Raw genomic sequence first — 14,533 nt, forward strand, 5'->3', positions numbered from 1 at the left:
CGGAGACCTCTTCTCCAACCTTCAACCCGTCACGGAAAACCGGTCCACTCTCTCACTCTCAGCGGGGCGTTGCGGGGCAGCCGCCCCGCAGAAGGGGTCGGCCGAGACCGAGGGCTCGGACGCAGGGGAAGGCTTTCCCCTTCGGCCGCTTCGAAAAGCTGATCGTTCAGATTGCAAAGGTGGCTTGCGCCGATTTTTCCCGCAGCCGCGAAACGGCGAAAGCCCCTGCCGGCAGCGGCTTCAGCAAGTCCTCTTCGCGCGTGGTGAGATCGAGCCAGGCCAAGCGCTGATCGCGTCGTAGGACGGCCATCTGCCGATCATGATAGGGCGCGACATCGTCGTTCGCCGTGGTCGTCAGGATCGCATAGGCCTCCGGCCAATCCTGCGTCACCGGCCGCCAGATGCCCGCGAAATAGAACCAGTCGCCACTCGTCAGCGAGAAACTGTAGTGCTTATCCCGGCTGCGATGGCGGAATTCGGACGCAGGGATGAGGCAGCGATGGCTCGGGAAAGTCCGACCCTCCGCCCGGGTGACGGTGAACGGCCGCCCGCCATTCTCGCGGGGCTGAAGTCCCCACGGCAGCTCCACCATCTCAACATCGCCGCCGTTGCGCCTTATGATTACCCGGCGTTCGCTGAGGGATGCTTCGGAATCGAATACCGTCGCGCTCATGATCTGTGAACATAGCCAGAACACAGCGGCCGGACAAGAGCGGTCGAAGCGGAGGACACATGTGCAATGACTACCGACTTATGGTGGACGTGGCGTCGATCGTTGAGGACTTCGCCGACCTCAAGATCAAGATCCGCTTCGGCGAAGGCACGCCGAACATTGAAGCGCGCGAGGACATCAAGATCACCGACATGGGTCCGATCGTCCGAACGGTCGAGGGCGTTCGCGGCGACGGCGACATGCTGCAGCGGCGATGGAGCTGGCCAGGCCAGAACAAGCGCCCGGTCTACAATTTCCGCTCCGATGGCCGCGAATTCACCTCGAACCGCTGCCTGATCGTGGCTGATGGCTTCTACGAGTTCACGGACCCCGCCGAGAAGGGAAAGAAGCGGAAGGACAAGTGGCTGTTCACCAAGCGCGGCCAGCCGATCATCTGCATCGCCGGCATCTGGCGCGCCACGAAGGATGTCGGCGAGGCCTTCACCATGCTCACGATGGAGCCCGGACCCGACATCGCGCCCTACCATGATCGGCAGATCGTCATCCTCGAACGCGACGCCTGGGCCGATTGGCTTGACCCCTCGGTTCCGGCTCAATCACTGATCCGTCCGTTGGCGGCCGGCACGCTGCAAGTGGAGCAGGTTGGATGACGCGTTCTACCGGAAATCCCGTGTCTTCACTTTGATCGAGTCGATGTGGAGGTCGGGAATGTAGATGTCGCGCGTGCGCAGGCCCTTTGGCGCCAGTCCACGCGGATCGGGCGTCGGCGAGCCGTGATGGAATTCATCGCCGCGTCCGTGCGGCAGCGGAAAGGCCGCATCCCGATCACCGACGCTGGCCAGGTCGGCCGAGAGATCGGTGAGGCGCTGTGCGACCAGATGCACGACTTCGCCCTCGCGCTGGATGCGTCCGCGCACGGCGAACATTCCGGCCGACAGGATGATACGGCGGTTCTTCTCGAAGACCTGCGGCCAGACGACGAGGTTGGCGATGCCGGTTTCGTCTTCGAGGGTTATGAACATCACGCCCTTCGCGCTGCCGGGCCGCTGCCGGACCAGCACGATGCCGGCGGCCTCCAGCCAACGGCCGTCGCGGGCATCCATCGCCTGCTGACAGGTGAAGATTCGCCGTCGGCGCAGATCGTCGCGCAGGAAGGCGACCGGGTGGCTGCGCAGCGACAGCCCGATATGGCCGTAGTCCTCCACCACCTCCGAGCCTGCCGTCATGGGCCGAAGGCTGACGGCGGCCTCACTGATCTCGGGCACGAACTGCTGTTCATGGGCGGTGGCGGCCGCGAAGAGGGGCAAGGGTTCATCGCGTAGCGCTTTTATTGCCCAGAGCGCCTCACGCCGCGCCATGCTGAGTGACGGGCGGAAGCCGTCGCCCTCGGCGATCTGCACCAGGGCGGCGACCGGCACGCCGGCGCGGCGCCATAGATCGTCGATCGAGGCAAAGGGCGTATCAGCCCGCGCGCTGACGATGGCGGCGGCGTTGGCGTTCGCCAGCCCCTTGACCATGCGCAGGCCGAGACGGACCGCGAAGCGGCCATCGTCGCCGGTCGGCTCCAAGGTGCAGTCCCAGCGCGAGGCGTTGATGCAGACCGGCCGGACCTCGACGTGATGGTCCTGGGCGTCGCGCACGATTTGAGCGGGGGCATAGAAGCCCATCGGCTGGGAATTGAGCAGCGCCGCGCAGAAGATGTCGGGGTGCCAGCATTTGAGCCACGCCGAGGCGTAGGCGATTAGCGCAAAAGAGGCTGCGTGGCTTTCCGGAAACCCGTAACTGCCGAAGCCTTCGAGCTGCTTGAAGGTGTGTTCGGCGAACTCCGGTTCATAGCCGTTGTCGACCATGCCGTTGATGAGCTTGTCCCGGAAGTGGGAGACGCCGCCGGTGAACTTGAAGGTCGCCATCGACTTGCGCAGCATGTCGGCCTCGCCGGGCGTGAAGCCGGCGCATTCGATCGCGACGCGCATCGCCTGTTCCTGAAACAGCGGGACGCCGAGCGTCTTGCCGAGCACCCTCTCCAGTTCGGGCTTGGGATAGTGGACCGGCTCCAGCCCCTCGCGGCGGCGCAGATAGGGATGCACCATGTCGCCCTGGATTGGGCCGGGCCGGACGATGGCGACCTGTACGACGAGATCGTAAAAGGTCCGCGGCCTGAGGCGCGGCAACATCGACATCTGCGCGCGGGACTCGATCTGGAAGGTGCCGAGGGTGTCCGCCTTCCTGATCATCGCATAGGTGCGCGGGTCCTCAGCCGGGATGGTCGCAAGATCGAGTTGGACCCCCTTGTGGTCGGCCAGGAGGTCGAGGCCGCGCTTCATGCAGGTCAGCATGCCCAAGGCCAAGACGTCGACCTTCATGAATTTCAGCGCATCGATGTCGTCCTTGTCCCACTCGATAACCTGGCGATCGACCATGGCGGCGGGTTCGATCGGCACCAGCTCATCGAGCCGGTCATGGGTCAGCACGAAGCCGCCGGGATGCTGGGAGAGATGGCGTGGCGCGCCCATGAGCTGGCGGGCGAGATCGAGAGCGAGGCGAAGCCGGCGATCGCCGAGGTTGAGGTTCAGCTCTTCGACCTGCTTGGGCTCGACGCCTTCCTCCGACCAGCCCCAGACCTGCGAGGACAGGGTCTTGATCAGGTCCTCGGTGAGGCCGAGCGCCTTGCCGACGTCACGCAGCGCGCCCTTTGAGCGGTAGCGGATGACGGTCGAGCAGAGCGCGGCATGGTCGCGGCCATAGGTCTCGAAGACCCACTGCATAACGATCTCGCGCCGCTCATGTTCGAAGTCGACGTCGATGTCGGGCGGTTCGCGCCGCTCCTCGCTGACAAAGCGCTCGAACAGGAGGTCGTTACGGCCGGGATCGATCGAGGTGATGCCGAGCACATAGCAGACGGCCGAATTCGCGGCCGAGCCGCGGCCCTGGCACAGGATGTCCTTGGAGCGCGCGAACCGCACGATGCTGTTCACCGTCAGGAAATAAGGGGCGTATTGCAGCTTCTCGATAAGCCTCAGCTCGTGCTCGAGCGCGGCGCGGACGCTGTCCGGCAGGCCCTCGGGGTAGCGTTCTGCGGCACCTTCCCAGGTCAGCTTGGCCAGCGTCTCTTGTGGCGTCAGCGCCGGGTCGTCGCGTTCCTCGGGGTATTGGTAGGCCAGCTCGTCGAGCGAGAAGCGGCAACGCTCCGCGATCTGCAACGTGCGGGCCAGGGCCTCGGGATAGCGGCCGAACAGCCGGTGCATCTCCTCCGGCGGTTTGAGGTAGCGATCGGCGTGCCGCTCACGCCGTTCGCCCAGCGCATCGATGGTGACGTTGTGACGGATACAGGTGACGACGTCCTGAAGGATGCGGCGGTCGGGCGCGTGGAACAGCACGTCGTTGGTGACGATGGTCGGCACCCGCATCCGGGTCGCGAGGTTGGACAGTTCGTGCAGACGGAGCTGGTCGTTCGGCCGGCGGCGCAGCGACAGTGCCATATAGGCGCGGTCGCCAAAGGCCTCGCGCAACCGCCGCAGGCGCAGGCCGCATCCGTCGTCGGCGTGGTCCGGCAAGAGAACGGCAAGTAGGCCCTCGCGATAGGCGACGAGATCAGCCCATTCGAGATGACATTTCGCCTTGCCGCCGCGCTTCTTGCCGAGCGACAGCAGACGGCAGAGCCGCGAATAGGCTGGTCGGTCGGTCGGATAGACCAGCACCGACATGCCGTCGGCGAGGTCGAGACGGCAGCCGACGACGAGGCGTACGCCCGTCGTCTTTGCCGCCTCATGGGCGCGGACGATGCCGGCCAGCGAGTTGCGGTCGACGATGGCCAGCGCCTCGATGCCGAGCAGGGCTGCGGTGGCGAACAGCTCGTCGCAGCCGCTCGCGCCCCGCAGGAAGCTGAAATGGGAGGTGACCTGGAGTTCGGCATAGCGGGGGCCGATCATCCGAACACCCCATGCAGGAACCAGCGGTGCGATCCAGTGGCCGCATCCTCACCATCGCCGGCGCGGTAGATCCAGTAGCGTTCGCCGGCGTCATCCTCGATCCGGAAATAGTCCCGCACGGCGACCAGTTCGGCGTCGCGCTTCCACCATTCTCCGAACAAGCGCTCGGGGCCGTCGGCGCGCTTCACGCGTCGCCGGACACCGCGCCAGGTGAAGGACACCGGAGGATGATCGGGCAGCAGCGCGACGGTCTCGATCAATTCGGGACGATCGAGCAGACGCGGCGGTCGCGGCCAGTCGCCGGACCATGTCGCCCCGGTCTCGGGCGACATGGCGGGCACGCGACAGACGGAGCGCTCGGGGACGTCGCTGGCGACCGGCGCGGCGCGATAGATGCGACTGCCGCCAACCCGGTTGGCGAGCGTATCGACGAGATCGGAGACGTCCGGCACGGTGTCGTCGATAAGGGAGGTGATGGTCTGCTTGCCGTCGATCGGTTCGGCGATTGTCGCTGTGAGCGTCAGGATTTCGATACCGAAGCCGGGTTCGATGGTCTCGATCTTGTCGCACAGAAGCCGGGTCAGGCGCTTGACGTCGCGCACCGGCAAGGCCGTGCCGACGCGGACCGCCTGCATGATGTTGTCGACGCGATGGCAGAGCAGGTCGAGGCGCCGCGCGCCGAGGCCGCGTTCTTCGAGCGCCGCGCAGAGCTGGACCACCAGCTTGCCGATATAGCGGGCGATGGTCTCGGCCGCGCCGATCGGTTCAGGAAAGCTACGGCGGACCTCGATCAGGTCGTCCGGCCGGATCGGGTCGATGAGTTCGGGCGCGAGGCCGAGCGCCTGGTCGATCCGGCGGCCTAGCTCGGGTCCGAAGCGAAGCGTGAGCGGGGCGCGCGGCTGCGCGACTAGATCGCCAATGCGGTCGAAGCCCAGCGTCCGCAGATTGTGGACCAGGGCCGGCGGCAGCCGGAGCGCCTTGATCGGCAGCGGCGCGATCGCGGCTTCGACGGCTCTCGGCGGGGAGATCAGGGGCGACCGGCCGGCGTATCGCGCGAGGGCGTGCGCCGCGCCCCAGGTGTCGGCGACGGCGGCGCGGGCGACGATCCCCGAGCCCGCCAGGCGGTCGACCATGCCCGACAGCATGGCGTGTTCGCCGCCGTGCAGATGATCGGCGCCGGTCGTGTCGATGACGATGCCGTCAGGCAGGCAGGCGGCGACGATCGGGGCGTAGCGTTGCAGGACCCAGAGCGCGAGGCGGTCGAGTGCCTCGGCGTCGGCCGTGGGAGCGGCGTCCTGAACGAGGAGGCCCGGGACGAGGACCTGGGCCCTGGTCGCCGGCATCCCCACGCGCAGGCCGGCGGACTGGGCCGCGGCATCCGCCGCGACCACCACCCGCCTTCTCCCGTCATGGCCGATCAGGACGAGCGGCGCCTCAGCCGGAGGCGCCGCGTCGCCGGCCGTCCTGCGCACGCGATCTGTTGACCATGTGGGCAGGAAGAGCGAGACGACCCGTGTCATCGCACGCCTCCAATTCGAAATCAGCACTCTCGCCCGCGCGAGCGCGGATCAGCTCGACAAGCCAGCGGTGTCGGCCGACTCCCGGAACGGGCAAAGTGGGTGAAGGCAGGGCCGAGACCCGCCAGCGGGTCATGGCGGCGGTTGGCTGGCCGAAGTCCGTGGCCTCCGTTTGTCGCCGCCAGCGGCGTAGCGCCAGGCCGATTGCACCGGTGCCCTCGGCGGCGAGTTGAAGGCGACGCGAGGCGGTCATCGACAGGCGGCCGATTTCTGCGACGACGGCGCCGAGTCCGCCATGACGCAGGCCTTCCTCGACACAGGCCAGGACGGTCTTGTCGTCCCCGGCCTCAACATAGATCACGCGATCTGGCGGGAGACCGGCTTGGGCCAACGCCGGTGCGAAGAGGTCGGGACGGGTGATGCACCACAGCACCTTGCCCTTGGTGCGCGCAGCAATCCCGGCGGCAAAGAGCGCGGCGGCGGCACCGTCGATCGCGCCGTTACCGCCGCCCGCGATCTCGTGCAGCGCGCCGAGCGCCAGGCCTTCGCCGGGGAGTCGTGAATCCACCTCGGCAATTCCAAAGGGAAGCACCGATTTGACGCGCCGGCTTTTGCCTTCGATCTTCTCGATCTGCGCGCGCAAGGATTCTATGGCGGGCTCGGGCCGCAAGTTCGTTCCTGACCTCCAAGGGCGGGTTGACAAGCATGTTCGCTATTTGTTCTACTTTTCGATTGGAAGAGTCAAGGTGGTCGCGGATTCGATCACGTTTCCGATCACGGGTGAGGGAGCTATCCCAGACCGACCTTATATCGGGCAAACAGTTCGCCGAGACGGTCGCGGTTTGATAGTATGGGCGTGGAAGCGATCACAGCCAGACGGTCGTGCGCCCGCTCGAACAGCGCGACGCAGAGTTCCCCGTTGTCGTGGTTGGAGCGGTAAACGACGCCATCGGCGCCAGCCGAATGATCATGGATGGCGCGCGACCACTCCTGCGCAACCGAGTGCGGACCGCTGGTTACAATGCCTGTAGCACCGATGCGAGCCAAGCCAGGGCCGTGAACCGAGACGAGCCGCAAAGGCGATGTGACCTCGATCTCGCAGAATGATCGGGCCTCAAGAAAGCTTAGTGCAACGAAACGGGCGCCGATAGAGCGAAGGCACGTTTCGGCGAACGCGCCTTCAATCGTTTGTGAGAGGTAGGAGACGCCATACTGGCGTGTCGGATCATCAAAGCGGTTGCCGCCAGAGGACCCGAAAAAGATCGGGCTAAGTTCCGTGCGATGGATGCGGACCAGCCGAGCGCCTTTATCGATGATCTCTATGGGCAGATCGCGGGCGGCGAAATCGGCGGGCGGCAGCGGTCTCGGATCAGGCGGCGCCATGTTCGCCGTAAGCCGCTGCCGCCCTGACAACCTCATCTGTCTGACCTTTGCGGAGCAGATCGATCGGTCGCTGGCCTTCGAGCCTGGCGTCGCCAGTCAGCATGAAGTTGACTCGCATCCAGGCATCTTCGACGGTGAAGGCGTCCAGCACGTCGCGGATGCCCCGCAATAGCCCATTCTTGCCGATCTGAAACGCGGGGTAGACATAGCCGTCGCCTACATCGAGCCAGAACACTTGGCTGCGCTCGCGTTTACGGCCGAGACCCTGCGGCGTGATGCCAAGGTGCTCAGCGAGCTGCTGCGCGGAAAGAACACCGCCTTCGGCTTTGAGCATTTCCCGCTTCATTTCGGAGCCGCGCAATAGCGCTTCGGTCAATGGGTCGGGCCGATCGGGCAGAATCTCGGCGCCGATGGCTGCCGCCTCGTGAAGTGAGCTGAAGAGAACGTCAGTGTCCGTTGACGCGCCGACCGCCGCCAGGAGCCGATCACGCGGCATGCGCTCGGCGATGCGCGCGAGGGCCCTGCCGCTACGCAGCACGAAAGCCGCTACGAGATCCTCGCTTGATCCGGGTTCGGGGCGCCGGACACGCGTCGACGCGGCAGAGGTTGGTTCGCCGGTGAAGTTCGTTGCGCGGCTGCGACGACGCTGAGTACCGGCTGAAGCGGGAGGCGTCATGAGATGAGATCCCTTGAGAATGTTCAATTGTCCTGCTATATATAGCTCATGAAAATGGAAACTTCAATCACCCGCGCAGACCGAAGCCAAACGTCGCCGATTCTTGGAATTTGCACTATTCCAGAGCCCGAAAACGACGGCAGGCGTAACCGCATGGCGTCCGGAGTATCCAAATTCCCGATGCAAAGAATGCCAGTAAATCATTGATATCAGTGAAGTTTAGATAGGAGTATGCGATTATGCGCTTATGTCAAACGAAAGAGAACATCTGGCATCGGCCATCATCGTCAGTCTCCACGACTACTATCCTGTTGGTTCTGACGACGTCGAGCCCAGGAAGCGGCGCCGTTCGTCGGCCGCCGCTGTTCGCCGCCCGCGCGCTCTGGAGCGGAATACGAAAGTCACCCACGACTGGACCGCAGGGATGCAGGTCACGGAGGCCGAACTGGATGTGTTCGAAGCGCATTTCGGCCCGTTCCTTGATGAGCTGCTGGGGCCGCAAGACTGAAATCTTGAACGGAGGATTGTCATGAACGCCAACGCGACACCTGCCTTGGCGTCGACAGGACGCGCCGCCTTGTATCTGAGGGTTTCGACGGGGCGGCAGGCCGAGAATGACCTTTCGATCCCGGACCAGCGCCGGCAGCTTCAGTCGTATTGTCAGGCGAAGGGTCTGGCTGTCGCGGCGGAGTTCGTGGAGCCGGGGGCCTCCGCCACCGACGACCGCCGTCCCGAGTTCCAAAAGATGATGGACGCAGCCACGCAAAAGCCGGCGCTGTTCGATACGATCATCGTCCACTCCTTCTCCCGCTTTTTTCGCGATCAGTTCCAACTGGAATTCTATTTCCGCCGTTTGGCGAAGAACGGTGTCCGCCTCGTTTCGATCACGCAGGATCTCGGCGACGATCCGATGAGCGTGATGATGCGCCAGATCATGGCGCTCTTTGACGAATATCAGTCGAAAGAGAACGCGAAGCATACGCTGCGGGCGATGCGTGAGAATGCGCGGCAAGGCTTTTGGAACGGCTCACGTCCTCCGTTCGGATATCGTATTGTCTCCGCGGAACAGAGAGGCATCAGGGTCAAGAAGCGCATCGAGCCCGATCCCATGCAGTTGGAGACGGTGCGGCTCATGTTCCGGCTGGCGCGCCTCGGGGGAGAAGACGGACCCATGGGGTCCCGGCAGATTGCGGACTATCTCAACATTCGAGGGATACGCACCCAGACGGGAGGCCGCTGGGGTGTTGGCGCAGTTCACCAGATCCTGACGCGCGAGACCTACATCGGTCGGCACCGCTTCAATGTATCCGGAAAGCGTCGGGGAGAGCGCAAGTCGGAGGACGAGATCGTCGATGTCGAGGTCGATCCGATCATCGATGCCGACGAATTTGCCGAAGTTCAGGCGATCATGCGGTCTCGCAGCCCCCAACTGAAGGCTCCGCGCTTTGTAGCGGCCGGCACGCTCCTGGGCGGCGTTTGCTATTGCGCCGACTGCGGTGGAGCGATGACACTGCGGACGTCAGGCAAGGGGAATCAATACCGCTACTACACGTGCTGCACGACCGCCCGACAGGGGAAGACGGGCTGCAAGGGCCGAACCATCCCGATGGACGTCCTAGATGACAAAGTTGTGGGCTGCCTGGAGGAGTTGCTTCTTGAAAAGGGGCACCTCGAAGAGCTGCTCGCTGGCGTGCTGGAGCGTCGGGAGGCGCACGCCGACAATCTCAAGGATCGAATCGTCGCCCTTCGTAAGCAGGCTGCGGACGCTGAGGCCAAGCTGACCCGTCTATACGAGGCCATCGAGAACGGACTCGCGGAACTGGATGATTCCAACCTCAAGGGACGAATCGCGGAATTGAAGCGGATGCGAGACTCGGCGCGCGCCGACGCCGACCGGGCTGAGGATCGCGGCGAAGGAAAGACGAACCAGATCACACCTGAGCTATTGGAAGCCTTCGCAAGCGAGGCCCGGCGTCAGATCAGGACGAAAGATGGGAGCTTCCGACGGCACCACGTTCAGACGCTTGTCCAGCGTGTCGAGGTCGGAGCTGACGAAATAAGGATCAAAGGCTCGAAACCCACGCTCCTCCAGACGCTCGTAGCGTCTGGAGGAAACCGTAGAGTGGAAACTGCGGGAATCGGCTTTCGCAGTTTCAATCCGAAATGGCTCCCCGGGCCGGATTCGAACCGGCGACCTGTCGATTAACAGTCGAATGCTCTACCGCTGAGCTACCAGGGATCATCCGCTCGCTGCGGAGTGAGCGCGTAATACAAATGCTTGATCGATTTGCCAAGCGCTTTTTGACAAAAAAATGCACCGGCCTTGATTGATTGTGGAGAAGTCTCCAACTGGGAGAAGGAAGAGCCTTGGAAAACCGGGCTTTGCAGCCAGGTGAGCGGTAAATGACGGCGCGGAAAACAAATATGCATTTCGGGATCGATCCCCGCACGCGGGAGATCGTCATCGGTTCGTTCCGCATGAAACTGCCGGAATCGCGCTGGTCGCGCACTGTTATCGGCGTGCTTCTCGTCTGCGGCGGCCTGCTCGGCTTCCTGCCGGTGCTCGGATTCTGGATGGTGCCGCTCGGTCTCCTCGTGCTTTCGCACGATTCTCCCTATGTGCGCCGCCAGCGCCGCCGCCTCGCCGTCTGGTGGGCGACGCGCAAGGCCCGGCGCAATGGGCGCTGAGTCCCGTTGCCTCGCGCCAGCGGACCTGCTCTAACCCCTCGCAGCGAATTTCGGGTGAGGGGACCTGCATGGAACTGCTGCTGAAGGGCTTTGGTATCGGGATCGGCGCGACGGCGCTCATGGACCTGTGGGCGGTATTTCTCTGGAAGGTTTGCGGCCAGGCGCGACCCAACTGGGCGCCCGTGGGGCGCTGGTTCTGGCACCTGAAGAACGGCACCGTCTTTCATGACGACATCGCCAGGGCAGAACCCTATGCGCATGAGCGCGCGCTCGGCTGGATCGGCCATTATGCGGTGGGCATTCTCTATGGCGTCGTTCTGGCGCTGCTTGCGGGCGCGGCCTGGTTTGCATCGCCCACCTTCCTGCCGGCCTGGATTCTCGGCATGGTGACGGTGGGCGCCGGCTGGTTCCTGCTGCAACCCGGTCTCGGTCTCGGCATTGCTGCCTCGAAGCTGCCGAACGCCAACAAGGTGAGGCTGTTCAACCTCGTCTCCCACACGGTCTTCGCGCTGGGACTCTATGGCACGGCGCTGCTGATCGCCTGCGTTGCCTGAGAAAAAACGCCACCGCGGCGCAAGCAGCGGTGGCGTTTTCCGTTTAGCGGGCCGCGGCGATGCCGAGGATGAGGCCCGTGGCGACACTCATCAGCAGGTAGCTGTCGTCCACCTTTACCCATTGCTGGCCGCGAGCGGGCTTGCGCAGGCCGTGGCGATGGTAGTCGCGGACGGGCGGACGGCGCTTCCAGTCGGAATAGCGCTCGCCCTTGCGCCAGTCATGGCGCTTTCTGGCGCCGTGCTTGTCCCAGGAGGAGGAATAGCCGGGCTTGCGGTCGTGGCCGTAATGCTGCTGGGCCTGCGCCATCGGCGCGGCGGCAAAGGAGAGTGCGACGGCTGCAAGAAGGGTTCGGGTCAGGACTTTCATGGTCGGTTCCTCGTTGTCGATGAGAGGAACCTAGGACCGATCCGATGAATGAAAACTGAACGCAACATTACAATTCTGTAATGAAAACATGCCATTAACTCCTGTGTCCGCTTTGTGGCAACTGCCTTACGACGCCGTGTGAGGCAGGGGCGCCTGCGGAATCGGGAATGCCCAGTCGTAGACGATGTTGAAGACGAAGGCATAGGCCAGATAGAAGGCGACCACGGTCAGGTCCAGAATGAGCGCTGTCAGCAGCCCGATGCCGAGATACCAGGCCATGAACGGGATGAGGAGGGCGATCAGGCCAAGTTCGAACAGCACCGTATGGAGCACGCGGATCGGCATCGTCTTTATCACGCTGCCGCGAAGGCGCAGCATCGCCCGGTCGAATCCCAGGTTGAAGACGAAATTCCATACCGTCGCCGCCGTGGCGGAAACGATGCCGATGACGCCCATATGCCCCATGGGCTGGTCGAACAGGAAGGCGGCGCCCGGCGTGAAGACCGCAAGGCCGATGATTTCGAACATGATCGCATGACGAACACGATCGCTGAAGGTACGCATGGGTTTTCCTCGACGTTGTTGGCGACACTTCTATCTGATATTCTGGTCGAGAAAAGTTAGATACTATCTGGAATTCCGATAGATGTCGGTGTCACTCGATCAACTGGAGGCGTTCGTCGCCGCCGCGGAACATGGTTCTTTCTCGGCCGCCGCGCGGCATCTGCGCAAGGCCCAGTCGGCCGTGAGCCTGCTCGTCTCCTCGCTGGAAGACGATCTCGGCGTCAAGCTGTTCAGCCGCGCCACACGGAACCCGACGCTGACGGAGGCCGGCAAGCGGCTGCTGGCCGAAGCGAGCCTCATCCTCGACCGTCGCGAGCACCTGATCGGCGTCGCCAGGAGCTTCGAGAGGCGTGTGGAGACACGGCTTTCCGTGGCTGTGGACGAACTCTATCCCGAACCTGCCGTCGGCGCGCTGTTTGCGGCTTTCGCCGAGCGATTCCCCCATGTCGAGCTGGAGCTTTCCTTTCCCTCCACGCGGGATATCGCGGGGCTGGTGCTCGAAGGGAAAGCGGACCTCGGTGTGAAATGGCGGGAGGAGGACCTGCCGCCGGCGTTCGGTTTCCACACCATCGGCTGGGTGCCGCTCATTCTCGTCTGCGGGCGCGGCCATCCGCTGGCCACCGCGCCCGTCACCTGGGAGGAACTGCGCCGCCACCGCCAGATCATGGTGACGACGCGCAGTGGCGGGGCCGAGACCCACCGTCTGCGCGTGGCGGCGGAGGTCTGGTGGGTCGGCAGTCACTGGGTCATCCTGCAGATATTGCAGCGGGGCATCGGCTGGGCGCTGATTCCCGCGCATATCCTCGCCAATTCCCCGCTCGCACCCGAACTTGCGACACCCTCGCTGCAATTTGACGGCGGGGCCCATCCCGTCGCGCTCGAACTCATCTGGAACAAGCAGCGCCCCGCCGGCCCCGCCGCCCTGTGGCTGCGCGAACAGTTCGCGGCGACCGGGATCCGGAGCGGGGAGATCGAGGGCATTCCACGTCTGGCGGATGTCGTTAAGGTGATTTGACCTTTGCCGGCGGAAGCCTCTCGGAAATCCGCTGCCTGTTGATGGTGACGGCTGCTTCCGTCGGCGCCCAGTTACCGCACCACTCTTCCGGTATGCCTGCAAGCAAGCCGGTCGGGTCCGTAAAGCTTGGCGAATAGCCACGCCTCTGCATTTCCGCGATCAAGGCTTCCTGGCGTCTGGCTAGATAGCCGAGGCGTGCATAGAAGAATCGGACATGCCCGGACCCAAGCCGGTATTCGGTAGGATTGCGCGGATCATCAGGCCTCTCGCCGCGTAGGATTGCGGCTCGCACCAGGCCGAATATCCGCGGAAGTTCACGGTATTCGGCGATGAGATGAGCCGAGGTAAGTTCTTCCGGCGGGACACAATTTATCCGAGTCAATGTGACGGTGCCCTGGCAAGCGGTGGCATAAATATCCTGATCGGATTCACCACTACGGGACGCTGGGGTGAGTGGCAACACAGCGCAACATGAAAATACCGCGAGGTGTCGCCCTTTAGGGGCTAGCTTACTGATATTGCTGGGGGAAATTGGAGGCCTCGCCGAGAATCGAACTCGGGTGCAAGGATTTGCAGTCCTCTGCGTCACCACTCCGCCACGAGGCCGTCCGTTTGCTATAAAGCGTGTGGTGACGGGCGTTTAGAACGAATTTAGAGAGGGCGCAAGGGGCATTCAACACGAATGCCAAGCTTTTTTGAGGGCAGGTGGCGCGCCCGTCGGCGCGCCTTGCGGCGTTACTGCGCCGGAGCGCCTTCGAGGCCGACGAGGGCAATCTTGCCGTAGCCGGCGGCGCGCAGGAGGTTCATCACGTCCATGACGCTGCCGTAGTCGACGGCCTTGTCGGCGCGCAGCAGGATACGGGCGTCCTTGTTGCCTTCCGTCACGGCGTCGAGCGCAGGGCCGAAATTGTCGCGCGCGATCTCGCCATTGCCGATGGAGACCGTCAGGTCCTTCTTCAGCGTCATGAATACCGGCTTGTCCTCACGCGGCGTCGGCTGGGCGACGGAGGAGGGCAGGTCGACATTGATATCGACGGTGGCGAGCGGCGCGGCCACCATGAAGATGATCAGCAGCACCAGCATGACGTCGATGAACGGCGTCACGTTGATTTCGCTGTTTTCCTCGAGGTCGTCGCCGATGCCTTCCTTGATCTTGCCGGCCATGGC

General features: G+C 63.9%; 15 protein-coding genes and 2 tRNA genes. 5 read left to right on the top strand and 12 right to left on the bottom strand.

Annotated features, from left to right (window positions below; translation table 11 throughout):
- Nucleotides 1-166 precede the first annotated feature (166 nt).
- Entirely contained in the window at nucleotides 167-676 is a 510-nt protein-coding gene (locus MOE34_RS07930; RefSeq protein WP_242223839.1) for an SOS response-associated peptidase family protein, read from the bottom strand.
- Between the two features lie 56 nt (nucleotides 677-732).
- On the opposite strand from MOE34_RS07930, the gene MOE34_RS25580 reads away from it, so the two are divergent.
- Nucleotides 733-1,323 carry an SOS response-associated peptidase gene (locus MOE34_RS25580; RefSeq protein ID WP_428833431.1) on the top strand — a complete coding sequence of 197 codons (591 nt, stop codon included), beginning with the start codon at nucleotides 733-735 and terminating at the stop codon, nucleotides 1,321-1,323.
- Nucleotides 1,324-1,329: 6 nt separating this feature from the next.
- Here MOE34_RS25580 and MOE34_RS07940 read toward each other — a convergent pair whose 3' ends face one another.
- From MOE34_RS07940 to MOE34_RS07960, 5 genes are all read right to left on the bottom strand, one after another.
- Nucleotides 1,330-4,602, bottom strand: a complete 3,273-nt coding sequence (locus tag MOE34_RS07940; protein WP_242222675.1) for an error-prone DNA polymerase — start codon at nucleotides 4,600-4,602, stop codon at nucleotides 1,330-1,332.
- A complete protein-coding gene (locus MOE34_RS07945; protein ID WP_242222677.1) occupies nucleotides 4,599-6,122 on the bottom strand; it encodes a DNA polymerase Y family protein in 1,524 nt (507 codons plus the stop codon). The genes MOE34_RS07940 and MOE34_RS07945 overlap by 4 nt, the downstream gene beginning before the upstream one ends.
- The gene (locus tag MOE34_RS07950) at nucleotides 6,037-6,789 is read right to left on the bottom strand and encodes an ImuA family protein (protein WP_242222679.1); all 753 of its coding nucleotides are present in this window, start codon (nucleotides 6,787-6,789) and stop codon (nucleotides 6,037-6,039) included. The genes MOE34_RS07945 and MOE34_RS07950 overlap by 86 nt, the downstream gene beginning before the upstream one ends.
- Before the next feature lie 119 nt (nucleotides 6,790-6,908).
- Complete coding sequence (locus MOE34_RS07955) at nucleotides 6,909-7,502, bottom strand: RES family NAD+ phosphorylase (RefSeq protein WP_242222681.1); 594 nt, start codon at nucleotides 7,500-7,502, stop codon at nucleotides 6,909-6,911.
- Complete coding sequence (locus MOE34_RS07960; protein ID WP_142172103.1) at nucleotides 7,489-8,205, bottom strand: Rv2175c family DNA-binding protein; 717 nt, start codon at nucleotides 8,203-8,205, stop codon at nucleotides 7,489-7,491. Before MOE34_RS07960 ends, MOE34_RS07955 begins: the two co-directional genes overlap by 14 nt.
- A gap of 502 nt (nucleotides 8,206-8,707) precedes the next feature.
- Between MOE34_RS07960 and MOE34_RS07965 the strand changes: the two genes are divergently transcribed.
- Nucleotides 8,708-10,384: a recombinase family protein gene (locus MOE34_RS07965; protein WP_242223840.1), complete on the top strand. Its 1,677-nt coding sequence runs from the start codon at nucleotides 8,708-8,710 to the stop codon at nucleotides 10,382-10,384.
- Here the strand turns inward: MOE34_RS07965 and MOE34_RS07970 are convergent.
- Nucleotides 10,343-10,417 (bottom strand) — tRNA-Asn (locus MOE34_RS07970). The genes MOE34_RS07965 and MOE34_RS07970 overlap by 42 nt on opposite strands.
- 164 nt (nucleotides 10,418-10,581) lie before the next feature.
- Here MOE34_RS07970 and MOE34_RS07975 point away from each other — a divergent pair.
- Entirely contained in the window at nucleotides 10,582-10,866 is a 285-nt protein-coding gene (locus MOE34_RS07975; protein WP_431522419.1) for a hypothetical protein, read from the top strand.
- Nucleotides 10,867-10,934: 68 nt separating this feature from the next.
- Nucleotides 10,935-11,420 carry a DUF2938 domain-containing protein gene (locus MOE34_RS07980; RefSeq protein ID WP_242222686.1) on the top strand — a complete coding sequence of 162 codons (486 nt, stop codon included), beginning with the start codon at nucleotides 10,935-10,937 and terminating at the stop codon, nucleotides 11,418-11,420.
- A 43-nt stretch (nucleotides 11,421-11,463) separates the two neighbouring features.
- On the opposite strand, the gene MOE34_RS07985 is transcribed toward MOE34_RS07980, so the two are convergent.
- Nucleotides 11,464-11,787, bottom strand: coding sequence for an RcnB family protein (locus MOE34_RS07985; protein WP_242222688.1), 324 nt, complete (start codon nucleotides 11,785-11,787; stop codon nucleotides 11,464-11,466).
- Nucleotides 11,788-11,913: 126 nt separating this feature from the next.
- Nucleotides 11,914-12,351, bottom strand: coding sequence for a PACE efflux transporter (locus tag MOE34_RS07990; protein ID WP_242222689.1), 438 nt, complete (start codon nucleotides 12,349-12,351; stop codon nucleotides 11,914-11,916).
- Between the two features lie 82 nt (nucleotides 12,352-12,433).
- On the opposite strand from MOE34_RS07990, the gene MOE34_RS07995 reads away from it, so the two are divergent.
- On the top strand, nucleotides 12,434-13,366 hold the full coding sequence (locus MOE34_RS07995; RefSeq protein ID WP_242222692.1) for a LysR family transcriptional regulator: 933 nt from the start codon (nucleotides 12,434-12,436) through the stop codon (nucleotides 13,364-13,366).
- Here the strand turns inward: MOE34_RS07995 and MOE34_RS08000 are convergent.
- The 3 genes from MOE34_RS08000 to exbD all read right to left on the bottom strand — a co-directional run bounded on the left by MOE34_RS08000 (nucleotide 13,353) and on the right by exbD (nucleotide 14,530).
- Nucleotides 13,353-13,748 carry a pyrimidine dimer DNA glycosylase/endonuclease V gene (locus tag MOE34_RS08000; protein ID WP_242223841.1) on the bottom strand — a complete coding sequence of 132 codons (396 nt, stop codon included), beginning with the start codon at nucleotides 13,746-13,748 and terminating at the stop codon, nucleotides 13,353-13,355. The genes MOE34_RS07995 and MOE34_RS08000 overlap by 14 nt on opposite strands.
- Nucleotides 13,749-13,898: 150 nt before the next feature.
- A tRNA-Cys gene (locus tag MOE34_RS08005) sits at nucleotides 13,899-13,972 on the bottom strand.
- Between the two features lie 129 nt (nucleotides 13,973-14,101).
- Nucleotides 14,102-14,530 carry a TonB system transport protein ExbD gene (gene exbD / locus MOE34_RS08010; RefSeq protein ID WP_242222694.1) on the bottom strand — a complete coding sequence of 143 codons (429 nt, stop codon included), beginning with the start codon at nucleotides 14,528-14,530 and terminating at the stop codon, nucleotides 14,102-14,104.
- Nucleotides 14,531-14,533: the final 3 nt, after the last annotated feature.

This window comes from Shinella zoogloeoides (assembly GCF_022682305.1).
GTDB classification, from domain to species: domain Bacteria; phylum Pseudomonadota; class Alphaproteobacteria; order Rhizobiales; family Rhizobiaceae; genus Shinella; species Shinella zoogloeoides_B.